A 23,196-nucleotide genomic window follows, 5' to 3' on the forward strand; every position below is an offset into this window, starting at 1 on the left:
CACCACGCCCCCGCCGACCACCCCGCCGCCGGCCGGTGCCTGCACCGCGACGTACCAGGTCACCGGTCAGTGGTCCGGTGGCTTCCAGGCCGACGTGAAGGTGACCGCCGGCGGCTCACCGACCCGAGGCTGGTCGGTGAGCTGGAACTACGGCAACGGCCAGCAGGTCACCTCGTCGTGGAACGCGACGGTAAGCACCAACGGCACACTTGTCACCGCGCGTAACGCCAACCACAACGGCACGCTTGCCGCCGGAGCGAGCACCACGTTCGGGTTCCTCGGCTCGTGGAACGGCAGCAACCCGGTCCCGCTGGTCTCCTGTACGACGACCAGTTGATCCCCGCCCGGCGCCGTACCCGGGCGGGGGCGCGGCGCCGGACGGCGGAAATGCGGTGGTGCCCGGCCGTCCGGCCGGGCACCATCGCCGCATGATCGAGATCAGGGTGCTCACCCCCGACGACTGGCCGACCTGGCGCGACCTGCGGCTGTCAGCCCTCACCGAGGCACCTGAGGCGTTCGGCTCCCGACTCGCCGACTGGCAGGGCGACGGCGACCGCGAGCAGCGCTGGCGTGACCGGCTGAGCATCCCCGGCTCCCGCAACCTGGTGGCCGTCCTGGACGGGCGTCCGGTCGGGATGGCCAGCGGCGCGCCCACGGCGGACCCGCTCACGCCGGAGCTGATCTCGATGTGGGTGCACCCCGACGCCCGCGGCCGGAAGGTCGGCCACCGCCTGCTTGACGCGGTCGCAGACTGGGCCCGCGAGAGCGGCGCCGACCGGCTACGCCTCAGCGTCATGCCGGACAACGCGCGGGCGAAGGCCCTCTACCGACGCGCCGGCTTCACCGAGACCGACGAACTGGGCGACCTCCTGCCCGACGGCGTACGCCGCGAACAAGTCATGCTCCGCCCCCTCTAACCCGGCCCCCGGCCCCCGGCCCCCGGCCCGGCCCGGCCCGGCCCCGGCGATCTTGCACTTTCGGTTGCCGAATCGCGTCATATGCCCTATTCGCCGGGACAGAAAGTGCAAGATCGCGGGGGGCAGGGCGGGGCGGGGGCAGGGCCGGGCCGGGCAGGGCAGGGCAGGGCAGGGCCGGTGGGGTCAGACCAGGCAGTTGACGATCTCGGCTACCGAGCGGCGGCGGCCCGTGTAGAACGGGACCTCGTCACGGACGTGTCGGCGGGCGCTGGAGGCGCGCAGGTCCCGCATCAGGTCGACGATCCGGTGCAGTTCGTCGGCCTCGAAGGCGAGCATCCACTCGTAGTCGCCCAGCGCGAACGACGCGACGGTGTTGGCCCGCACGTCCGGGTAGCCACGGGCCATCTTGCCGTGCTCGGCCAACATCTCGCGCCGCTCGGCGTCGGGCAGCAGGTACCACTCGTAGGAGCGGACGAACGGGTACACGCAGATATAGGGGCGAGCCTCCTCACCGGCCAGGAACGCCGGGATGTGGCTCTTGTTGAACTCCGCCGGCCGGTGCAGCGCCATCTGCGACCAGACCGGGGTCAGCGCCCGGCCCAGCGTCGTGCGGCGAAATCGCAGGTACGCGTCCTGGAGCGCGTCGCTGGATTCGGAGTGCCACCAGATCATCACGTCCGCGTCGGCGCGCAGCCCGGAGACGTCGTACACGCCCCGGACCACGACGTCCTTGCCGGCCAGCTCGTCGAAGAGGGACACGACCTCGCTGGTGACGTTGTCCCGCAGCGACGGCAGCGGGGAGCTGGCCCGGAACACCGACCACATGGTGTAGCGGATGCTGTCGTTCAGCTCCCGCAACCGGGCCGCGTTGGTCTGCTCGGTCATCTCGCCGATCCTCCCAGTGCTGTAATGATCTCTTCGGCCGCCGTCTCGCCGGAGCGGACGCAGACCGGGATGCCGACGCCGTCGTAGCCGGCGCCGGCGAGGACCAGGGTGGGGTGCGCGGCCCGCAACGCCGTTCGCGCGGCGGCGAGCCGGCCGGCGTGTCCCGGCGCGTACTGCGGCAGTGCCCCGCCCCACCGCTGCACGTGCCCGTCGACCGGGGCGGGCAGCGGGGTGCCGAGCACCGCCGACAACTCGCGGTGCACGGTGGCGGCCAGGTCCGCGTCGGGACGCTGCAGGTGCGCCTCCTCGCCGTAGCGGCCCACCGAGGCGCGCACCAGGGCCAACCCGTCCGGCCGGCGCAGGTGCCCCCACTTGGTGGTGAAGAAGGTCGCCGCCTTGATCAGCAGGCCCTCGGTGCTCGGCACCAGGAAGCCGGACAGCTCGGGCAGTCGTGGCTGCGGCAACACCATGGTGACCAGCGCGACGCTCGCGTAGTCCAGCTCACCGACGCCCGCCGCCACCGCCGGGGCGGGCCCGGCGAGCAGCCGGGCCGCCGGCCGCGCCGGCACCGCCAGCACCACGGCGTCCACGTCGACCATCGACGACTCCAGCTCGGCACGTCTACCGCCGCGCCGCGACCTGGAGCCGTCGTCCGGGTCGCGGGTCGGGCCGACGGTGAGCCGCCAACCCGTGCCGGTCGCTGTCAACTCGCGCACGGCGGCGTCTCGCCGTACCGTCGCGCCGCTGGCCGTCACCGCCGCCTCGACCAGGGTGCTCAACCCGCCGGCCAGGGTGCCGAAGACCGGAGCCCCGGGCGCACGCGGCGCGGCGGCCTGCGCGGCCCGGACCGCGCCGACCAGGGTGTGCTCCACCCGCGCCGCGCGGGCCAGCGCCGGCATCGTGGTGACCAGGGAGAGATCGTCGGCGCGGCCCGCGTACACCCCGCCCAGCATCGGGTCGACCAACCGCTCGACCACCTCGTCGCCGAAGCGGGACCGGACCAGCGCACCGACCGAGACGTCCGCGTCGGGCCCGACCAGCGGCCGACCATCGTCGGTGTCGGCGCCCATCCGCGGGCGGGCGACCGTGGCCACCCGATCCAGATCCCCGGGTACGCCCACCAGGGTGCCGCCCGGGATTGGGCGCAGCCCGCCGTCGATGACCAGCGCGGCCTGCCCGACCGTGGGGTGCACGATCCGATCGGCCAGCCCCAGCCGGCGGGCCAACGCCACCGCCGCGCTCTCGGCGCCGGTCGGGTCGCGCATCAGGAACGACTCCGCGCCGAACTCCACCGGCTGGCCGGCCAACTCCCCGGTGCGCAGCTTGCCGCCCAGCGCGCCGGACTGCTCGTACACCGTGATCTCGGTGCCGGCCGGTGCGCGGTCGCGCAAGCGGACCGCGGCGGCCAGCCCGGCGATCCCGCCGCCGACCACCGCCACCCGCCAGGGCTGCCGCATCACCTTCTCAGCCCTGGTCGGCCCGGCGGCTGGACAGCTCGTGCACCAGCGCGACCACCCGGGTCAGCACCTCCGGATCGGTCTCCGGCAACACCCCGTGGCCCAGGTTGAACACGTGCCCCGGCGCCGCCCGACCCTGCTTGAGGATGCGACGCACCTCAGCCTCGATGACCGGCCACGGCGCGAACAGCACGCACGGGTCCAGGTTGCCCTGCACCGCCTTGTCCGCGCCGATCCGGCCGGTGGCCACGTCCAGCGGCGTACGCCAGTCGACGCCGACCACGTCGGCACCGGCCTCGCCCATCGCGCCGAGCAGCTCGGCGGTGCCCACCCCGAAGTGGATCCGCGGCACCCCATCGGGCGACCGCTCCGGCTCGGCGCGTCTGTCGCCGTGCCCCGACCCGGAGCAGTCGTCGACCAGCCCGCTCAGCACGGCGGTCGAGTGCGGCAGCACGAAACGGCGGTAGTCGGCCTCGGAGAGCGCGCCGGCCCACGAGTCGAAGAGCTGCACGGCGGAGACGCCCGCCTCGATCTGCACCCGCAGGAAGGACAGCGTCACCTCGGCCAGCCGGGCGCAGAGCGCGTGCCACAGCTCGGGGTCGCCGTACATCAGGGCCTTGGTCTTCACGTGGTTGCGCGACGGCCCGCCCTCGACCAGGTAGCTGGCGAGCGTGAACGGCGCACCGGCGAAACCGATCAGCGGGGTGTCACCCAGCTCGACCACCAGCTGCCGGACAGCCTCGTCCACGTACGAGACGTCGTCGCGGGTGATCTGGCGGATCCGCTGCACGTCGGCGGCGGTGCGGATCGGCTCGGCGACCACCGGGCCGGTGCCCGGCACGATGTCCAGGTCGATTCCGGCGGCGGCGACGGGCACCACGATGTCGCTGAACAGGATGGCCGCGTCCACGCCGTGCCGGCGTACCGGCTGGAGGGTGATCTCGGTGACCAGCTCCGGGCGCCGGCAGGACTCCAGCATCGGCACGTTCGCCCGGATCTCCCGGTATTCCGGGAGGGAGCGGCCGGCCTGGCGCATGAACCAGACCGGGGTGTGCGGAACGGGCCGACGTTGGCAGGCCCGGATGAAGGGCGAGTCGGCCGGTCCGCCGGGGCGGGAATCTCCGTCTCGGGCGGCAGTGCCCGTGGTGTCCGTGGTCATCGCCGCAATCGTGCCACGCCCGCCACCCCCAACCGGGTGGGGGTGAGAGGAAGGGCACCGTTCCTTACGTCCGAGTTGAGGCGGGGGCCCCTCGGTGAGCGTCGGCGCGCCGTCGAAGCGGGGGGCGGGCGTCGGCATAGGCTGCCGACATGGCCCCCCCGATCGCGCTCCCGGAGACCTTCGCCCGCGCGGTCGCCGGGCTGCGGTCGGCCGCGCCCCGGCCGGAGATCACCCTGGAGGAGGTCGGCGCCCCCCAGCGGCTGGCCCCGTACGCGTTCGCGCTCTCCGCGGCCGTGCTGCGCGACGACGACGAGGTGGCGACCGGGCGGCTGATCCTGCTGCACAACCCGGTCGGGCACGAGGCGTGGCAGGGCACCCTGCGGCTGGTGACCTACGTGACCGCCGAGTTGGAGGTCGACCTGGCCGCTGACCCGCTGCTTCCCGGGGTCGGCTGGACGTGGCTGACCGACGCGTTGGACGCCCACGACGCGGGCCACCGGGCGATCGGCGGGACGGTGACACAGACCATGTCGACCCGGTTCGGCGACCTCGCCGGGCCACCGACCATCGGCGACATCGAGATCCGCGCCTCCTGGACGCCGGTCGACGACGACCTGACCCCGCACCTGCTCGGCTGGTGCGCCCTCCTCGCCTCCACCGCCGGCCTCCCCCCACCCGGCGTAACGGCCCTCTCCGACCGCCGCCCGGCCGGCGCAGCCTGAACATTTGGCATTCGGAAGGACACTTTGCGGACACCTGGCCGACACACGCCGGACCGGCTGCACCCACCGGATCACCGCGCGCACTAGGGTTGGCAGGTGACCGACGAACCACCCCTGCGCCGTCGGCCCACCGAAGAACTCCCGGGAAACGCACCCCAGCACCCGCCGTCGGCCCAGCCGCAGCCGGCGGGCGAGGGGGCCGACCCGGCCGACGGTGGGCCCGTTCCGCTGATCGCCCCGCGTGACGGCACCCCCGATCCGGTGGCCGCCCCGGCCGAGCTTGCCGAGGTCGTGGCCCGCTTCGCAGCGGGCACCGGCCCGGTCGCGCTGGACGCCGAGCGGGCTTCCGGCTACCGCTACAGCCAGCGCGCGTACCTGGTGCAGCTGCGCCGGGCCGGTGCGGGCACCGCCTTGATCGACCCGCTGCCGCTGCCCGACCTCAGCGCACTGGACGCGGTGATCGGCGAGGCCGAGTGGGTGCTCCACGCGGCCAGCCAGGATCTGCCCTGCCTGGCCGAGGTGGGGCTGCGTCCGCGCCGACTGTTCGACACCGAGCTGGCCGCTCGACTGGCCGGCTTCGAACGCGTCGGGCTGGCCGCGCTGACCGAGCAGCTACTCGGGTTCACCCTGGAGAAGCACCACTCGGCGGCCGACTGGTCGAGCCGACCGCTGCCCGAGTCGTGGCTGACGTACGCCGCTCTCGACGTGGAGCTGCTCACCGACCTGCGCGACGCGCTGGACGCCGAGTTGACCCGGCAGGGCAAGTCGGCCTGGGCCGCGGAGGAGTTCGCCGCGCTGGTCCGCACCGGAGCACGCCCACCGCGGGTCCGCGCGGAGCCGTGGCGGCGCACCTCGGGCATCCACCGGCTGCGGGGTGCGCGGGCCCAGGCCCGGGTCCGCTCGATGTGGTACGCCCGGGACCAGATCGCGTCCCGGCGCGACGCCGCTCCTGGTCGGGTGTTGCCCGACTCGGCGATCATCGCCGCCGCCGAGCTGGACCCGAAGGACGAGAAGACCCTGCTGACCCTGCCCGGTTTCGGCGGTCGCTCGGTCCGACGGTTGGCCCGCACCTGGCTCGCCGCGCTCGACGACGCCCGGCAGTTGCCGGAGGACTCGCTGCCGGTCTCGCCGACCGTGGAGGGCCCACCCCCGCCGCACCGCTGGGCCGAACGGGACCCGGTGGCAGCCGGTCGACTGGCCCGCTCCCGGGAGGTCGTGATCCGCATCGCCGGTGAGCACAACCTCCCACCGGAAAACCTGATCACCCCGGATTCGGTCCGCCGGCTGGCCTGGACTCCGCCGGAGGAGATCACCGAGGAGTCGGTAGCGGAGACCCTGCGCGGCCTCAACGCCCGCGAATGGCAGATCGGCCTCCTCAACCCCGACCTAACCGAAGCCCTGTCCCCCCAACCCCCAACCCTCTAACCCCCACCCACCTGTTGATCATGAAGTTATTGCCATGCGCATCGGCGTGTCGCGACAACAACTTCATGATCGAGCGGGGCTGGGTGTGTGGTGGGCCACAGTCGGGGGTCGGGACGGGGTTGGTTACTGGCGAGTAGCATCCGAGGGGACGTGCCCCTCGGCTAGGAGGCTCAAGTGCCCCGTGAAGTTCGCGACGTCGTCTTCGTCGACGGCGTCCGTACCCCGTTCGGCAAGGCGGGTGGCATGTACGCCAACACCCGCGCCGACGACCTGGTGATCCGCTGCATCCGGGAACTGCTGCGCCGCAACCCGCAGTTGCCCCCGGAGCGGGTCGAGGAGGTCGCCATCGCGGCCACCACCCAGATCGGCGACCAGGGCCTCACCATCGGCCGCACCGCCGCCCTGCTAGCCGGTCTGCCCAAGACCGTTCCCGGCTTCGCCATCGACCGGATGTGCGCTGGCGCGATGACCGCGGTGACCACCGTGGCCAGCGGCATCGCCATGGGCGCGTACGACGTCGCCATCGCTGGCGGCGTCGAGCACATGGGCCACCACCCGATGGGCGAGGGTGTCGACCCCAACCCGCGCATCATCGCGGAGAAGCTGGTCGACCCGTCCGCGCTGGTCATGGGTGCCACCGCGGAGAACCTGCACGACCTGGTCCCGCACATCACCAAGGCGCGCACCGACGCGTTCGCGCTCGCCTCGCAGCAGAAGACCGCCAAGGCGTACGCCAACGGCAAGCTCCAGGACGACCTGGTGCCGATGTCCATCCGCGACGCGGAGGGCGGCTGGGGTCTGGCCACTGTGGACGAAGCACCACGGGACACCTCGCTGGAGAAGCTCGCCACCCTGAAGACCCCGTTCCGCCCGCACGGCAAGGTCACCGCGGGCAACGCGGCCGGCCTGAACGACGGCGCCACCGCGAGTCTGCTCGCCGACGAGGCCACCGCCCGCGAGCTGGGTCTGCCGGTCGCGATGCGGCTGGTGTCGTTCGGCTTCGTCGGGGTCGAGCCGGAGGTGATGGGCGTCGGCCCGATCCCGTCGACGGAGAAGGCGCTGCGCCTGGCCGGGCTCAGCATCGACGACATCGGCCTGTTCGAGCTGAACGAGGCGTTCGCCGTGCAGGTGCTCGCCTTCCTCGACCACTTCGGCATCGCCGACGACGACGCACGGGTCAACCCGTGGGGCGGCGCGATCGCCATCGGTCACCCGCTGGCCTCCTCTGGCGTACGGCTGATGACCCAGCTGGCCCGCCAGTTCGCCGAGCACCCCGAGGTCCGCTACGGCCTCACGGCGATGTGCATCGGCATCGGCATGGGCGGCACGGTCATCTGGGAGAACCCGAACTGGGAGGGTGGCAACAAGTGAAGGCGCCGAACGAGGTTGTCACCAGGGCACTGCTGCGCTCGGTGAACGTGCCGGGGCTGGACCGCCCGGCCGCCCTGATCACGCTGGACAACGGCTTCGACCACACCAAGCCGAACACCTTCGGCCCGGGTGGGCTGGCCAGCCTGGACGAGGCGATCACGGCGGCGCTCGCCGCGAACCCGGCGTTCATCGCGATCACCGGCAAGCCGTACATCTTCTGCGTGGGCGCGGACATCGTCGGCCTGCCGCAGCTCGCCGACCGCGCGCAGGCGCTGGAGATCGGCCGGCTCGGCCACCGGGTCTTCGCCCGCCTCAAGGACAGCACCGTCCCCACGTTCGCGTTCGTCAACGGCGCGGCGATGGGCGGTGGCCTGGAGCTGGCGTTGCACTGCCACTACCGGACGCTCTCCGGCGGCGCGGCGGCCCTGGCCCTGCCCGAGGTGTCCCTCGGTCTGGTGCCCGGCTGGGGCGGCACCCAATTGCTGCCGAACCTGATCGGCATCCCCGCCGCGACCCAGGTGATCATCCAGAACCCGCTCATGCAGAACAAGATGCTCAAGCCGAAGCAGGCCGCTGAGCTGGGCATCGCGGACGTCCTCTTGGAGCCGGCCGACTTCCTGGAGCGGTCCCTGGAGTGGGCCGCCGGCGTCGTCCGGGGTCAGGTCACGGTGACCCGACCCGAGGTCGACAAGGACATGTGGGCGGGCGTGCTCTACTTCGCCCGGGAGACGCTGAACCAGCGGCTGCATGGCGCGGTCCCGGCCGCGTACAAGGCGCTCGACCTGCTGGAGACGGCGAAGGACGGCGACTTCGCCGCCGGCACCGCCGCCGAGGACGAGGCCCTCGCGGACCTGGTCTTCTCCGAGGAGCTGCGTAGCGGCCTGTACGCGTTCGACCTGGTGCAGCGGCGGGCCAAGCGCCCGGCCGGCGCACCGGACAAGGGCCTGGCCCGCACGATCACCAAGGTCGGCATCGTCGGCGCGGGCCTGATGGCCAGCCAGTTGGCGCTGCTGTTCGCCCGTCGCCTCCAGGTGCCGGTGGTGCTGACCGATCTCGACCAGTCCCGCGTGGACAAGGGCGTCGGCTACGTGCACACCCAGATCGAGAAGGCCGTCATCAAGGGCCGGATGGACAAGGGCACCGCCGCCAAGCTGTACGGCCTGGTCAGCGGCACGGTCGACAAGAGCGCCTTCGCGGATGCCGACTTCGTCATCGAGGCGGTCTTCGAGGACCTGGGCGTCAAGAAGCAGGTCTGGGCCGAGTTGGAGAAGATCGTCTCTCCGGAGGCGGTGCTCGCCACCAACACCAGCTCGCTGTCGATCACCGAGATGGCCGCCGAGTTGGAGCACCCGGAGCGGGTGGTCGGCTTCCACTTCTTCAACCCGGTGGCGGTGCTGCCGCTGCTGGAGATCGTCCGGGGTGAGCGCACCGACGACGTCACCCTGGCCACCGCGTTCGCGGTCGGCAAGCAGCTCAAGAAGTCGAGCGTGCTAGTGAAGGACGCGCCGGCGTTCGTGGTGAACCGGCTGCTCACCCGCTTCCTGGGCACCGTCTTCGCCGCCGTCGACGCCGGCACCGGACTGGACGTGGCGAACAGCGCACTGGACCCGCTGGGCCTGCCGATGCGCCCGCTCGCCCTGCTCCAGCTGGTCGGCCCGGCCGTCGCGTACCACGTGGGCGGCACCCTGCACGCCGCGTACCCGGACCGGTACGGGGTCAGTGAGAACCTCAAGCGGATCGCCGACTCGGGGAAGCCGATCGTGGTCGACGACCAGGTCAACGAGGAGGTGGCCGAGCTGCTCGTCGTGGGTGACCAGCCGCTGACCGCCGAGCAGGTACGCCAGAACGCGCTCGACGCGCTCGCGCAGGAGATCCGGCTGATGCTGGACGAGGGTGTGGTCGCCGAGGCGCAGGACATCGACCTGTGCATGATCCTGGGCGCCGGTTGGCCGTTCCACCTGGGCGGCGTCACGCCGTACCTGGATCGCACCGGCACCTCCGAGCGGGTCACCGGCCAACGGTTCCTGCCGCGCGGCGCGGCGAGCCTGCCGGCCTGACCGAACGCAGCGCCACCGTCGCGGTGGTCGGACCGTCCCTCGTGGACGGGCCGGCCACCGCGACCGTTTGTGATCAGCTGGCCACCCGACGCGGATCTACGCAGGACAACGCCGGGATGCGGACCGGGTTAGGATCACGCGTTCTGCACCCCCATCTTGGAGCTGACTGATGTCCCAGCCGCCGGCCAATCCCTACGGCTCGCCGAACGATCCCCCCAACCCGCCGCAGCAGCCAGGCCAGCAGCAGCCCGGAGGGTGGGCACCGCCGCAGCAGCAGGGCTTCCCGCCCGCACCTCAGGGGTTCCCGCCCGCACCCGAGGGCTTCCCGCCCGCGCAGCCGGGTCAGCCGTACGGTGACCCGAACCTGGCCGCCGGCCCGCCCCCGGCCAAGAAGTCGAACGTCGGCAAGATCGTGCTGATCGTGCTGGCCGTGGTGCTGGTGCTCTGCCTCGGCGGCGCGGCGATCATCTGGGCCGTCGTCAAGGACGACGTGGGCGCCGTCGTGGACGCCAGTAAGACCCGGGTTGTCGCGCCGGCCACCCTCGCCGGTCGGCCGAAGCTCACCAACCCGGAGCTGCAGGCCGCCGCCGACCAGGCAGTCACCGGGATGAAGTCGAAGGCGCAGAACGAGACCAGTACGGTCGCGGCCTTCTACGGCGACCCGACCAAGCAGGACCTCGTCATGATCACGGGCGTGTCGGGGCTGGTGGCGGACCCGAAGAAGGAGCTCGACGGCTATGTGAGCGGGCTGACCACGGAGCTGACGGTGACCAACATGGCGGCCGTCGAGGCCGGCCCGCTCGGCGGTGAGGCGCGCTGCGGCGACGGAAAAGCCGCGAGCGTGCCGCTGGGCATCTGCGTCTGGGCGGACCGGGGCAGCCTGGGCATGATCGTGCTGTACTTCAAGTCCGCCGACCAGGCGAAGGCCGAGTTCACCACGATCCGGGGCCAGGTCGAGCAGCAGTCCTGAGCCGTACGAGACCGGGGCCCCGGCCACCCTCGGGTGGCCGGGGCCCCGTGCCGTAGGCGGGCGATCAGGCCGGTTCGGCAACCTCCGACGCGGCGAGCGCTGCCGCTGCGGCCCGCGCCGCTGCAGCGGCCGCCCGCTCGACGGCGTTGCCGAGCACGCAGAACTCGTTGCCCTCCGGGTCGGCCAGCACCACCCAACCACCGCCGGTAGCGCTGACGTGGTCGGCGACGAGCGTCGCACCGATACCGAGCAGTCGCTTTACCTCCTCGGCGCGGGTCCGGTCGGCGGGTTGCAGATCCAGGTGCAGCCGGTTCTTCACCGTCTTACCCTCGGGCACCGCGATGAACAGCACCTCCGGGCCGCCCGGCGGCAGGAGCATCGCCTCGGGGTCGCCGGGAAAGTCGTCGGGCTGCCGGGGGCAGTCGAAGACCTGCGACCAGAAGCCAGCCAGCGCGTACGTGTCGGAACAGTCGATGCTGATGTTGTGGATCGTCGAACTCACAGCTAACCCTCCACGATGGTGACGTGATCTTGTCATCGGCCGAGTGACGGGCCCTACCGCGATCAGCCGGCGGACACCACCGTGCCGGGCAGCGCTGGGGCGTCCGCCGATGGCAGGGTGACCGTCACCTCCAGGCCGCCGCCGGGCTGCGCGACCACCCGTACGGTGCCGCCGTGCGCGTTGCAGACCGCCCGGACGATGGACAGGCCCAGGCCGGAGCCGCGGGCGCCGGTGCGTTCCCGGCCACCGCGCCGGAACGGCTCGAACAACCCCGGCACGTCGGCCTGGTCCACCTCGAACCCGGTGTTGCCCACCACCAGCCAGGACCGGTCGCCGTCGGTGCCGGTGCGCACCCAGAGCCGGCCGTGCAGGTGGTTGTAGCGGACCGCGTTCTCGATCAGGTTTCCGGCCAGCCGGTCGAGCAGCCCCGGGTCGCCGACGACCGGCGCGGACTCCAGCGACGTCTGCACCCGCAGGCCGATCCGTTCCACCTCGCGGCGCATCGCCGACAGCGCGTTGGCGGTGCCGGCGGCGAGGTCACACTCGGTCCGCCGGCCCAGCTGCCGCCCGGCCTGCGCCTCGCTGCGGGCCAGCACCAGCAGCGCGTCCACCAGGCCGTTGGCCCGCTCGGAGGCGTCGCGGACCACTGTCGCCATCCGTCGGTACTCGGCGGCGTCCGCGTCGTCGTCGCTGAGCGTCACGTCAATCTCCGTCCGCATCACGGCGAGCGGGGTACGCAGCTCGTGCGAGGCGTTCGCCACGAAACGCTTCTGCGCCTCGAACGCGGACGCGATCCGGTCCAGCATGGCGTCGAACGTCTTGGCCAGCTCGGCCACCTCGTCGTCGGCGCCCGAGTAACCGATCCGCTGGTCCAGCGTCGCCTCACCGAGCCGCTGCGCGGTCGCCGTGACCTGGTGCAGTGGGCGCAGCGCCCGACCCGCCACCGCGTACGCGCCAGCCACCCCCACCACGCTGATCGCCAACAGCGCGACCAGGCCCTTGGCCAGCAGCTCCCCGGAGGCGGCGTCGACCAACTGCCGTTGCCACTGGGCGGCGTCCATCTCCCGGCCGTCGGAGAGCAGCACGATCGTGCCGGGCACTAACTCGTCGGTGGGTCGCAGCGCATCACGGACCAGCAGCCAGGCCAGCAGCACCAGGATCGCTCCGGCCCCGATCAGCAGCACACCGTTGAGCAGGGTCAGCCGCAACCGCAGGGTGGGCCGCAACCGCCGACTCACGCGTTTACCTCGGCGGTGCGGTAGCCCGCGCCGACCACGGTCTCGATCAGCGGCGGGTCACCGAGCTTCTTGCGCAACGTCATCACGGTGACCCGGACGATTGTGGTGAACGGGTCGGTGTTCGCGTCCCAGACCCGTTCCAGCAGCTCCTCACTGGAGACCACCGCGCCGCGCGCCTTGAGTAGTTCGCTGAGCACCCCGAACTCCTTGTTGGTGAGCTCCACCGGCACGCCGGCGCGGGTGGCCACCCGGCGGGCCGGGTCGAGCACCAGGTCGGCCAGTTCGAGCACCGGCGGCGCGGCCGGGGTGGCCCGCCGACCCAGCGCCTGCACCCGGGCGACCAACTCGTCGAAGGCGAACGGTTTGGGCAGGTAGTCGTCCGCCCCGAGCTGCAACCCCTCCACCCGGTCGGCCACGGTGCCGCTGGCGGTGAGCATCAGCACCCGGGTCAACGCGCCGGAGGCCGCCAGGTCGGCGCAGATCTGGTCGCCGTGGACGCCGGGTAGGTCGCGGTCGAGCACCACCACGTCGTACCGGGTGACGAACGCCGCCTCGTGGCCGGCGTCGCCGTCGTACGCCACGTCGACCGCCATCCCCCGCTTGCGCAACCCGCGCGCGATCGCGTCGGCGAGATTGCGCTCGTCCTCGACCACCAGTACCCGCATCCCGGCCTCCTCGCTGCTGACCACCGACAACCTAGTGCCGGCCGGCAACCATCCTCCCTCGCCGCCCGCGCAGGCCAACTGCGGATCAGTCCGGCAACGTCCACAGCTGGTACGACCCGTTCGCGCCAACGCAGAGCAGGTGATCCACGATCGCCTGGCAGTCCCCGACCGCGTCCGGCAGCACGTCCAGGACGCGCACCTGCCCGGCACGGATGTCCAACTTCCCGACGACCATCCCACCGTCGGGGTGCCGACGTATGCCGACCGGCGGGCCACCGACCTGGAGCTGGGTCAGCTCCCACTGGCCCAGGTCGGCCACCTGCCGGCCGGTCAGCGCGTCGAGCACCAGATAGCGTTCCAGTGCCCCGGAGCCGCTCACGCTGACCATCAGTCGGCCCTCGTACGGCCAGCCCCACCTCCAACGATCGCTACTCCAGCGCAGCTCGCCGGTCGCGACGTCGATCGCCTGCATCTCGTTGGCGCTGGTGCGGACGCACAGGACGGGGCCGCAGTCCGTGGCGAACTCGACCGGGGCGCTCGTGCTGGTCCAGCGCCGGTCCAGCCGATCCAGCCCGTACGCGGTGATCGTGGTCGGCTCCCCGCCGATGGTCAACAGCAGCTCGTCGAGCACCTGCACGAAATCAGGCGGCCCGCCGCCGGGCGGGCGCAGGTCGGCGCGGGCCAGCACCGTGCCGGTGGCCGCGTCGCGTACCTCGGTCTGGCCGTCCACCCGGGTGAGCACCACCCGGTCCGCCCCGGGGCCGGCGTCGCGGACGTCGATCCAATTGACGGCGTTGAGTAGCTGCCAGCGCATGGTGCCACAGCAGGGGTCGACCACCCGCAGGCTCGCCGGCTCGTCATCGCGGCCGGACTGCAGCAACAGGTTGCCGTCGGCCAATTTCCTGGGGCTACCCGGCTGCTGCCACCGGTACGCCCCGGTCGCCCGGTCCAGCGCCACCGTCAGCGTGCTATCACTCTTCGGGCCAATCTCGTACCCGGTGAGCAGCAACATCTCCGCCAGCGGGGTGATCCCCCAGTACTTGGCCTCCGCTGGCAGCGGAGCATGCCAGACCCGCTCGCCGCCGGGCAGCCGGAACGCGTTCAACCGCCGCTGCGACGCCGGCAGGTACTGCGAGTCGATGGTGAGCAACAGGTCACCGTCGATCAGCACGTCGGAGCCGGGCCGGACCGGCAGCGTCAGCACGGTCCGTCGGGGTGGCGGCGCGGCGGCGGCGCCCACGGTGACCAGCACCAGCAGCAGGGCCAGCGCGTAGCGCAGCTGCCGGCCGTTGGCGCGGGGTGGGCGGGGCAGCGGGTCCGGGTCTGGGCCGTGCCGCAGCTCACCGAGGTCGATCACCGAGCCGGTCATCGCGTCAACCGCCACAGCGCGGTGGTGCCGTCGAGGCGCTGGCAGAGCAGGACCGGTAGGGACGCCTGGCAGCTGCCGGCGATGCCCGACAGCACGTCGACGATCCGCGTCCGGCCGGCCACCAGGTCCAGTTCGGCGACGACCAACCGACCGTCGTCGCCCTGCCGGACGCCGACCAGCGAATCGCCCGCACCGAGCACCGGCATCAGGCTCCACTCGCCCAGGCTGGTGCGTGCCTGCCCGGTCGCCGCGTCCCGCACCTCGTACCCCCGGCCCGGCACGGCCATCAGCAGGTGGCCGTACCGGACGTCGGCCAGGATGTCCTGGCCCGGCTCGGACCAGCGCACCACCCCGGTGTCCGGATCGAGCACTTGCAAGCCGCCGACCTGCGGGACCGCGCAGAGCAGGCCGCCGCAGTCGAGCACATGCGACACCAGCGGCACCTCGACCGTCCACCGTGGCGCCAAGTCGGCCAGCCCGAAGCTCACCAGCCGGGTGCTGCCGGGTGGGACGAGCAGCAGCAGGTCGTCAACGACCTGCACCCGCTGGAACGCCGCCCGGTTGCCAGGCAGCGTGTCGGCGCTGCGCAGCAGGCGGCCGGTGGTGGCGTCGTACACCTGCACCTCGCCGGTCGGCTGGAGTAGCACGAACTCCTCGATCCGGCCCTCGGTGAGGCGGTAGGAGGGGCTAGCGGTTGACGGGACCGGCACCGACCAGAGCAGCCGGCCGGTGTCGGGGTCGACCCGGCTGATCGTGCCCGCCTCTTCTGCCCGGACGTCCGTGAGTAGCAAGCCGCCGTCGACGGTCGGTTGCGGAGCCCCCGGATGCTGCCAGCGTTGCTGGCCCGTCGCGCCGTCGAAGGCGGTGGTCTGGAACACCCGGTTCGGGGCGGTTACCGCCATGGCCAACACCAGCCCTCGTTCGACCCGGACGTCGACGTAGTCACCGGTGCGGGCCAGCGACGCCTGCCACCGCCGCCGCACCCCGGCGTCGGTCGGTGACGGCTGGGCGTACGCGGACAGGAACCGGTCCTCGCCCGGCCTCGGCGCGTCGACCACGAAGACGCCGTCCGCGGCGAGGTACGCGGTGGAGGTGCGCGACGCCGGCACGACGTACACCGTGCGCTGTGGTGTCGGTGTCGCACCGCCAAGCACCAGCAGAGCGAGCATCAGCACCGCCGCGCTACGCAGCGGGCGACCAACGGCGCGCGGCCGGCGGACCGACGGCACCGAGGCCGATTCGTCCCGGACCTCGCCCAGCTCGATGATCGACAACTACCGTCCCTCCGTTACCGCGTAACGGGAGCAACGTCCGGCAAACCGACCGTGGGCACACCGGCCCGGCAAAAGCGACGGACCCGCGCCTGTACGATGGCGCGTCGTGGCTGTGCCGGTGGTAGACCCTTCGCTTAATCCCGTGACCGACGCCGACCCGGCGGAGGTCGAGCCGACACGGCGGCCTCGACGCCGCCCGGCCCGAGCCGACCTGTTGGCCCTCGGAGCCTATGTGCTGCTGGGTGTATTCGTCTGCCTCAACTACTGGGGTGACATCACCGGCCGGGTCTCCTCGCACCTGCCCACCGACCACAGCTGGTTCGAGTGGCTGTTCGCGCACGGCGCGTACTCGGTGCGGCACCTGGAGAACCCGCTCTTCACGGCCCGGCAGAACGCCCCGGACGGGGTGAACATGATGGCCAACACCTCGCTGCTCGGGGTGACCCTGCCGCTGGCCCCGCTGACCATGCTGCTCGGCCCCCAGGTGATGTACGCGCTCTACCTGGGTGCGGCGCTGGCGGCCACCGCCGGCACCGGGTACTGGATGCTCTCCCGCCACCTGGTGCGCTCCCGGGCGGCGGCCTTCGTCGGCGGCGCGTTCCTCGGCTTCGCGCCGGGAATCATCCACCACGCCAACGGCCAACCGAACTTCGTGTCCAACTTCCTGCTCCCGCTGATCGTGGTGCGGGTGCTCAGCCTGGGTGAGCCGGGCCGGTGGAAGCGCAACGGGCTCCTGCTCGGGGCGCTGGTGGCGTACCAGATCTTCATCAACGAGGAGATGTTGCTGCTCACCGCGCTGGCCTGCCTGGTCATCGTGCTGGCATACGCCGTGCAGCGGCCGCAGGCCGCCCGGGCCGCCGCCGGCACGTTCCTGGCCGGGCTCGGCGTCGCCGGCGGGCTGGCCCTGGTGCTCACCGCGTACCCGATCTGGTTCCAGTTCAACGGCCCGCAGTCCTACCGGGGCCTGCAGGGCGGCGTGTTCCACAACTGGGGCGAGGACCTGGTCGCCTTCGTCACCTTCGCCCGCGACACCTGGGCCGGCGACCCGGCGGTGGAGAAGACGATCGGCCTGACCGAGCAGAACACCTGGTTCGGTTGGCCGCTGGTGCTGCTCTCGGTGGTCGCTCTGGTGCTGCTCGTACGCCGCTCGGTGGCCGCGCGGATCGTCGCGGTGCTCATCGTGGTGTTCACCGTGGCCGCGATTGGGCCGTGGGTGCGCTTCAACGGTGTGGAGACCGACGTGCCCGGCCCATGGTCGTACGTGTCGGACGACCTGCCGCTGGTCGAGATGATGATGCCGACCCGGTTGACGCTCGTGGTCGCCGCCGCGGTGGGCGTACTTCTGGCGTTGACCTGGGACGCCGCGTACCGCCAGGGGCGCCCGGTGGCCGACCGGCCGCGGGTGCCGGCCCAGCGGGTGGCCGAAGCGGCCCCGGCGACGTCCGACGACGAGCCAGCCGCGCCGGCCGCCACGCGCCGTCGGTGGCTGCGCCCGGTGGGGTACGCGGCGGTCGCCCTCGCTGTGCTGCCGCTCTTCCCCCGACCGCTGCCCGCCCAGCAGATCGACCCGCCGCCGCACTTCATCACCGCGGGCGGCTGGCGGCCGTACGTGCCGGCGGGCCGAACCCTGGTGCCGGTGCCGATCCCGAGCAACGTGCACGGCCTGCCGACGCTGCGCTGGAGTGCGTTGACCGGGCAGGAGTTCCCCGTTCCCGGCGGCTACTTCATCGGCCCGAACGAGCTGGGCGAGGGGGTCTTCGGGGCCCCGAACCGGCCGACCAGCACCCTCATCTACGCCACCATGGACAAGGACGCGGTCCCGGTGCTGACCGAGGAGAACCGCCGCCAGGCCGTCGAGGACCTGCGGTTCTGGCGGGCGTCGGTGGTGGTGCTCGGGGCGCACCCGCGCGAGGCGGTGCTGCGCGAGCTGGTCACCGGCCTGATCGGGGCACCGCAGCGCGTCGACGACGTCTGGGTCTGGGACGTCCGCGCGCTGGTGCAGTAGTCAGCCGACGCGGTCGGAGACGTCCCACAGCCAGCCGTCGTCGACCGGTCGGCCCGGGCCGATCAGGTCGTCGACGGTTCGGCGGACCGGGTCACCGTGCGTCAGCCGGCCGAGGACGACCACCGCGGCACGCCAGTGCCGCAGATCCTCGACGGCCTGGCGGCGGTCGGCGTCGGTGAGCACCGGCACCACGCCGGTCTCGGCCACCTGACGCAGCAGCACCGACGTGGGCCGATCCGGCGCGCCCCAGCGGGCCGCCGGGTCGTCCGGGCCGCTGGGCCCGATGAAGTAACCGCCCGGCGCGGGAAACGCCAGACCGGTGCGGGCGGACCAGAGCATCACCGGGCTACGCCCAGCGCCGGTGACCGGGGGCACCGCGACCACCGTCCGGCCGGGCGGCACCAGCGGACGCCAGCCACCGGCGGCGATGAACGCCGGCACCGGCGCGACCGGCACCACGCGGATCGGCGTCGGCAACAGGGGCAGCAACGCAGCGGCGACCGCGCCGGCCCACAGCAGCCGCACCGGTAGGCCCGGCGCCGCGCTCGGCCCCCGCGCGGCCCGGACCCGGTCCAGAGAGAGCGCCACCAGCACACCCAGCACCGGTACGCACACCAGCGCGAACCGGGCCGGCACCACGAGATCGAGCAGCGGCAACCCGGCGACCAGCCGGTACGGCCCGGGAATGCCGGTGGCGTTGCCGTCCACCCGCAGCTCGCCGCCGAGCGAGAGCAGTGCGAAGACCACGCCACAGCCGGCCAGTGCCCGCACCAGCGGTCGTCGCCACTGCCAGATCACGATCACCACGGCGAGCACCAGCAGACCCGGGCCGAAGAACGAGTTCTCCTCGGTCGGGTTCGGCGAGAGCAACCCCGGCAGCCAGTCGTCGCCGAGCACGGTCTGCCGGGCCGACGCGGTGAACGAGGCGGCGTCCAACTGGAAGCCGTGCGTGGCGAACGCCATCCCCGAGTAGTGCTGCGGGCCGTAGAACTGGAACCACAGCGGGTACGCCAGCGGCACCGCCGCCACCCCGGCCGCCACCGCCAGCCGGCCGAAGAGGGCCGGGGCGAGCCGCCGGGCGGCCACCCGGTCGGCGAGCGCGTAGCCCAACGCGAAGACCCCGGCCGCGAGCGCCACGAAGACCAGCACCTCCTCGCCGATGAAGACCTGCCAGACGAGCAGCAACCCGAGCCCCACACCGGGCCGCCACACGCCACGCTGCGCCGCATCCGAGGCAGGCCGGAACACCAGGGCGAGGATCGCGGGCACCAGGAACTGGGCGGCGATGTGCAGGTGCGCACCCGCCTGGGCGATCATGCCCGGGGCGAAGCCACAGATCAGCCCACCCACCGCGGCCGCGCACCGGTTGCTGACCAGCCGGCGGCGTAGCAGCACGTACCAGGCGCCAGCGGTGCCGGCGAGACAGCACACGACCGCCACACAGAACGCCACCTGCGAGCCGAAGAGCAGGGTGACCGGGGTCAGTGGGACACCCAGGCCGAGCACCGACGTGTTCGCCATCAGGTTGACCCCGTCGGGGGCGTTCAACCCGGCGCTGTAGAGCGGGTTCTCCCCCTCGGCCACCGCATGTGCGGCGTGGGCCAGCATCCACTCGAAGAGGATCTGGTCACCGGCCTGGTGGAACAACCGCCACGGATGACCCCACTGCCCGCTGGTCACCAGCACGGCCAGGCCCAGATAGCCGGCCACCACCAGCACGTCGGAGAGCCAGGCCGGACGGGCCGTGCCGACCGCAGTCGGCAACGAGATTTTCGGGGACGTCGTCCCGGTGGTCATCAGACCGAACGGTCGGTGAGTGTCCGGACGTCCCAGACCCAGACATCCAACTCCTGGCGGCCCGGACCGACCAGCTCCTCGACCGTACGTCGCAGCGGCTCGACGTTCTGCTGCCGCAACGGCAGCACCAGGATCGCCGCCCGCCAGTGCCGCAACTCGTCGGCGAATCGACGACGCTGCCGATCGTCGAGCTTGGGTGTACGGCCGGTGGTCGCCACCTCTTCCAGCATCTGGCCCACCCCGCTGGGTCGGCCGCCGAATCGGCCCGCGTCACCCGTGTTGCCGTTGCGAGGCGCGAGGAAGTAACCGCCGGGGATCTTGAAGTCGAGGTTGGTGGCCGCCGCCCAGCGCATGCCGTGCGTGTTGCCCATGCTGGGCACCGGGATCGGCACCAGCGTCTGGTCCGGTCCGACGTACGCCCGCCAGCGGTCGGCGGTGATGAAGTCCGGCACCGGCGGGCGGGAGACCATCCGCAGCGGCATCGGCGCGATCGGCAGCAACGCGAACGCCAGGCCCGCGGCGGCGAGCACCCGTACGGTGCGTCGGTCGGCCGAACGCAGCGCCCAGGCCCGCTCGACGGCGAGCGCGAGCAGCAGACCGATCACCACACTCGTGATCAGACCGAACCGGGTCGGCACCACGGCGTCCAGCAGCGGCAGGTGGACCAACCACTGCCACGGCCCGGTGAACAGCTCCCGGTCCCACCAGGAGACCCGCTCGCCGAGGGAGAGCACGGCGAAGAACACACCGGTCACCGCGAGCGCCCGGACGATCAACTCCCGGCGCAGCCAGACCACGATGCCGATCGCGAGCAGCGACAGACTCCAGCCGAAGAAGGCGTTCTCCTCGGAGTAGTTCGGCGCCAGGTTGATGTTGGCTCGCTGGTTGCCGCCCAGGGTGGGCGAGCCGGGGGCGAAGAAGGCGGCGATGTCGTTGCCGTAGTCCTGCACCGCGTCACTGAGCCCGTGGTAGGCCATCGGCCCCGCGAACTGCACGTACAGGGGGTAGGCCAGCAGCGCCCCGGCCAGCAGCGCGCAGGTCGCCACGCCGGCGCCCAGAGGTCGCCACGCCGCCCGCCACCGGGCCGGCTCCTGAGCGAGCACCGCCAGCAGGAAGATGCCGCAGGCCATCGCCGTGAAGAGCAGGATCTCCTCGTTGATGAACGCCTGCGCGGCGACCAGCAGGGCGAGCAGAGCCCCGTCCCGCACCGGCTTCTTGGTCCGGGTGAGCACCAGCACCCGCCACACGATGAACGGCAGCAGGAACTGACTGATGATGTTCGGGTGCCAACTGGCATGCGAGAGCATCGCGGGCGAGAACCCGCAGAACCAGCCGCCGACCGCCGCCGCGAGCGGGTTACGCACCAGGTGGCGGGAGAGCACGAGGTACCAGGCCATGGCGGTGCCGGCGAGGCCGAGCGTGACCAGCACCACAAAGGAGACCGCCGGCCCGAACAGCAGCGTCACCGGGACCATCGGGATACCCAGCGCCAGCACGGCCGTGTTGGCCATCAGGTTGACGCCGTCCGGGTAGTTGAACTGCTCGGTGTAGAACGGGTACTCGCCGTGCAGCACCACGCGTACCGAGTGGGCGAGGAAGAACTGCACCTGGGCCGGGTCGCCGGTGTAGAGCGACGCCACCCGGCCGGACGGGTCCAGCCAGATCCGGCTGGTCACCCAGAGTGCGGCGAGCAGGAACAGCCCGCCCACCGCCAGGTGTTGCCGCCGTCGAGTCCACCGACGCCACCCCGCCCGCGCCGGCACTGCGTCCTCGGCCGGCACTGCGTCCTCGGCCGGCACTGCGTCCTCGGCCGACGCTGCGGGCTCAGCCGGCGCTGCGGTCGGCGTCACGGGCTCGGCCAGAGCTGCGGGCTCGGCCGGTTCCGTGGTGGGGCTGGTCAGCGCGGGAGGGCCGGCGAACAGGCCGACAGGTGTGCGGTAGCTCACCAGTTCAGCGGAGTCGACTGCCGCCTCCGTGTGCGGCGCGGGCAGGGCGCGGGACTCGGCAGGCGTCACAGTCGGCGGAGTCTACCGGAGCAACCAAAACGCCCTAAAACCCCGGTGGTGTCCACTGTGTTTGGTCGGGTGACGGCCAACTGAGGCTCCGCACCGGACATCTCGTACTATGGCGCTTTCCGACAGCGACGGCGAGGCGATCGGGGGCGGGCCAGGTGACTCCAGGCCGTCGGTACGGCAGGGCGCTTCCCGTCCTGCTGAGCGCACTGCTGGCCAGCACAGCCTGCGGTCCGGTAGCCGAGCGGAAGCCGCAGGATCTGCGGGTCGGGTACGACAGCCTGGACGGCACGCTGGCAGTGTGGCCGCCCCGCGGCGACCTCTCGGCAGACACCGCGGCGACGGCGGCGGTCACCGCGGCGGTTCGGGACTGGCGGTCGCCGACCGACGACCGCGCGCACCTGCCCTCGTCCGGCATCCTGTTCTCCGGTCGGGTCGACGACGCCCCGGTGGCACTCGTGGCCGCCGACGTGCCCGGCGAGAGCGCGTCCTGGCTGCTGCAACTCACTCGCGAGGGCGACCGCTACGCGGTGACCCGCGCCACCGAGTACACCGACCCGGGTTACCTCGTCTACTCCGACGTGTTGCCGGTGCAGACGGTCGGCGGGCGACGCTACCTCGTCTCCGCCCGGGTGCAGACCCTCCTCGGGCCACAGGACCGGACGTTGACCATCACGGACGGCCTCAGCGCGCCGGTCGACGTGCCGTCCTGCACGGCCGTCGCGGTGACCGCGACCCTGCGAACCACGGAGTCGCTGCCCCGTGGGCGGGCCGCCGACCGGCTGCTCGACCTGGGCACCGGCACCACCGATCCGCGTTACCCGCTGGTCCGCGACGAGTCCGGCACGGGCCGACGGGCGCTCACCGGCCTGGACACCTGTGTGTTGTCCAGCGATCGGGGCCCGTTCGGCAGCATTCCCCGCCGGATCGGGGACCGGGACGCCCCACGCTCGGTGCCGACGTCCTGGCCGATGGCGAAGCTCACCGTACGCTCGCTCGGCGAAGTCGCCCTCGGCGGCGGCGAGCCGGCCGAGTTGCAACAGCTCAGCTGGGACACCGACGCCGGCGCGATGACTGCGGTGATCTACCGACCGGCCGACGGGAGCGCGCCCGTCGTCTCACCCGCCGACCGGGCCACCCCGCTACAGGCGTACCAACTGCCGGTGCCCGGTCAGCCGCTGGTGGTGCTGAGCTGGCGGGCCACCCGGGACAGCTCGCTGTCCGTCCCACCGGGCACTCCCCTGCTGGTCGAGCGACCCGGCCTAACGGTCGTCCCCGAGCCGACCCGCTCCCAGACCTACAGCCTCGCCAACACCGACAAGACCCACTACCGCTCAGTCTCCCCCCGCTAGCCCCCACCCCCCACCCCCC

At 72.4% G+C, this 23,196-nt stretch carries 19 protein-coding genes; 9 read left to right on the forward strand and 10 right to left on the reverse strand.

Translation table 11 applies throughout. From position 1 onward, the window contains the following. Positions 1–337 (forward strand): cellulose binding domain-containing protein (locus IF46_RS0131565; RefSeq protein WP_030492060.1); only part of this gene is annotated, 337 nt, incomplete at its 5' end. A 91-nt stretch (positions 338–428) separates the two neighbouring features. Continuing rightward, positions 429–917 (forward strand): GNAT family N-acetyltransferase, encoded by a 489-nt coding sequence (locus IF46_RS0131570; protein ID WP_030492061.1) that lies wholly within the window; start codon positions 429–431, stop codon positions 915–917. A gap of 183 nt (positions 918–1,100) precedes the next feature. Here IF46_RS0131570 and hemQ read toward each other — a convergent pair whose 3' ends face one another. From hemQ to hemE, 3 genes are read right to left on the reverse strand one after another with little or no spacing between them, the layout of a single operon-like run. Next, complete coding sequence (hemQ, locus tag IF46_RS0131575; protein WP_030492062.1) at positions 1,101–1,802, reverse strand: hydrogen peroxide-dependent heme synthase; 702 nt, start codon at positions 1,800–1,802, stop codon at positions 1,101–1,103. Then, on the reverse strand, positions 1,799–3,259 hold the full coding sequence (gene hemG, locus IF46_RS0131580; RefSeq protein WP_030492063.1) for a protoporphyrinogen oxidase: 1,461 nt from the start codon (positions 3,257–3,259) through the stop codon (positions 1,799–1,801). Before hemG ends, hemQ begins: the two co-directional genes overlap by 4 nt. A gap of 7 nt (positions 3,260–3,266) precedes the next feature. Continuing rightward, positions 3,267–4,418, reverse strand: coding sequence for a uroporphyrinogen decarboxylase (gene hemE, locus IF46_RS0131585; RefSeq protein WP_030492064.1), 1,152 nt, complete (start codon positions 4,416–4,418; stop codon positions 3,267–3,269). 149 nt (positions 4,419–4,567) lie between these two features. On the opposite strand from hemE, the gene IF46_RS0131590 reads away from it, so the two are divergent. From IF46_RS0131590 to IF46_RS0131610, 5 genes are all read left to right on the forward strand, one after another. Then, positions 4,568–5,140 carry a DUF3000 domain-containing protein gene (locus IF46_RS0131590; protein ID WP_030492065.1) on the forward strand — a complete coding sequence of 191 codons (573 nt, stop codon included), beginning with the start codon at positions 4,568–4,570 and terminating at the stop codon, positions 5,138–5,140. 96 nt (positions 5,141–5,236) lie between these two features. Further along, positions 5,237–6,565 carry a ribonuclease D gene (locus IF46_RS0131595; RefSeq protein WP_030492066.1) on the forward strand — a complete coding sequence of 443 codons (1,329 nt, stop codon included), beginning with the start codon at positions 5,237–5,239 and terminating at the stop codon, positions 6,563–6,565. Between the two features lie 174 nt (positions 6,566–6,739). Continuing rightward, entirely contained in the window at positions 6,740–7,936 is a 1,197-nt protein-coding gene (locus IF46_RS0131600; RefSeq protein WP_030492067.1) for a thiolase family protein, read from the forward strand. Then, positions 7,933–9,993 (forward strand): 3-hydroxyacyl-CoA dehydrogenase NAD-binding domain-containing protein, encoded by a 2,061-nt coding sequence (locus IF46_RS0131605; RefSeq protein ID WP_030492068.1) that lies wholly within the window; start codon positions 7,933–7,935, stop codon positions 9,991–9,993. The genes IF46_RS0131600 and IF46_RS0131605 overlap by 4 nt, the downstream gene beginning before the upstream one ends. Before the next feature lie 169 nt (positions 9,994–10,162). Next, entirely contained in the window at positions 10,163–10,963 is an 801-nt protein-coding gene (locus IF46_RS0131610) for a hypothetical protein (protein WP_030492069.1), read from the forward strand. A gap of 64 nt (positions 10,964–11,027) precedes the next feature. Here IF46_RS0131610 and IF46_RS0131615 read toward each other — a convergent pair whose 3' ends face one another. The 5 genes from IF46_RS0131615 to IF46_RS0131635 form a co-directional block, all read right to left on the reverse strand. Beyond that, entirely contained in the window at positions 11,028–11,465 is a 438-nt protein-coding gene (locus IF46_RS0131615; protein WP_051724295.1) for a VOC family protein, read from the reverse strand. A 62-nt stretch (positions 11,466–11,527) separates the two neighbouring features. After that, positions 11,528–12,703 carry a sensor histidine kinase gene (locus IF46_RS0131620; RefSeq protein ID WP_030492071.1) on the reverse strand — a complete coding sequence of 392 codons (1,176 nt, stop codon included), beginning with the start codon at positions 12,701–12,703 and terminating at the stop codon, positions 11,528–11,530. Beyond that, on the reverse strand, positions 12,700–13,368 hold the full coding sequence (locus tag IF46_RS0131625) for a response regulator transcription factor (protein ID WP_030492072.1): 669 nt from the start codon (positions 13,366–13,368) through the stop codon (positions 12,700–12,702). The genes IF46_RS0131620 and IF46_RS0131625 overlap by 4 nt, the downstream gene beginning before the upstream one ends. Before the next feature lie 85 nt (positions 13,369–13,453). Next, complete coding sequence (locus IF46_RS0131630) at positions 13,454–14,737, reverse strand: PQQ-binding-like beta-propeller repeat protein (protein WP_157563725.1); 1,284 nt, start codon at positions 14,735–14,737, stop codon at positions 13,454–13,456. Beyond that, the gene (locus IF46_RS0131635) at positions 14,734–16,011 is read right to left on the reverse strand and encodes a PQQ-binding-like beta-propeller repeat protein (RefSeq protein ID WP_030492074.1); all 1,278 of its coding nucleotides are present in this window, start codon (positions 16,009–16,011) and stop codon (positions 14,734–14,736) included. Before IF46_RS0131635 ends, IF46_RS0131630 begins: the two co-directional genes overlap by 4 nt. Positions 16,012–16,129: 118 nt before the next feature. On the opposite strand from IF46_RS0131635, the gene IF46_RS0131640 reads away from it, so the two are divergent. Further along, positions 16,130–18,016 (forward strand): hypothetical protein, encoded by a 1,887-nt coding sequence (locus IF46_RS0131640; RefSeq protein ID WP_232234233.1) that lies wholly within the window; start codon positions 16,130–16,132, stop codon positions 18,014–18,016. Here IF46_RS0131640 and IF46_RS0131645 read toward each other — a convergent pair whose 3' ends face one another. Further along, a complete protein-coding gene (locus tag IF46_RS0131645; RefSeq protein WP_157563728.1) occupies positions 18,017–19,813 on the reverse strand; it encodes a hypothetical protein in 1,797 nt (598 codons plus the stop codon). It abuts the gene before it with no gap. Then, the gene (locus IF46_RS0131650) at positions 19,813–21,714 is read right to left on the reverse strand and encodes a hypothetical protein (RefSeq protein ID WP_051724296.1); all 1,902 of its coding nucleotides are present in this window, start codon (positions 21,712–21,714) and stop codon (positions 19,813–19,815) included. Before IF46_RS0131650 ends, IF46_RS0131645 begins: the two co-directional genes overlap by 1 nt. A gap of 269 nt (positions 21,715–21,983) precedes the next feature. On the opposite strand from IF46_RS0131650, the gene IF46_RS0131655 reads away from it, so the two are divergent. Next, complete coding sequence (locus IF46_RS0131655) at positions 21,984–23,177, forward strand: hypothetical protein (protein WP_030492078.1); 1,194 nt, start codon at positions 21,984–21,986, stop codon at positions 23,175–23,177. The last annotated feature ends 19 nt before the right edge of the window (positions 23,178–23,196 follow it).

The organism is Micromonospora chokoriensis (genome assembly GCF_000718555.1).
In the GTDB taxonomy this organism is placed as follows: domain Bacteria; phylum Actinomycetota; class Actinomycetes; order Mycobacteriales; family Micromonosporaceae; genus Micromonospora; species Micromonospora chokoriensis_B.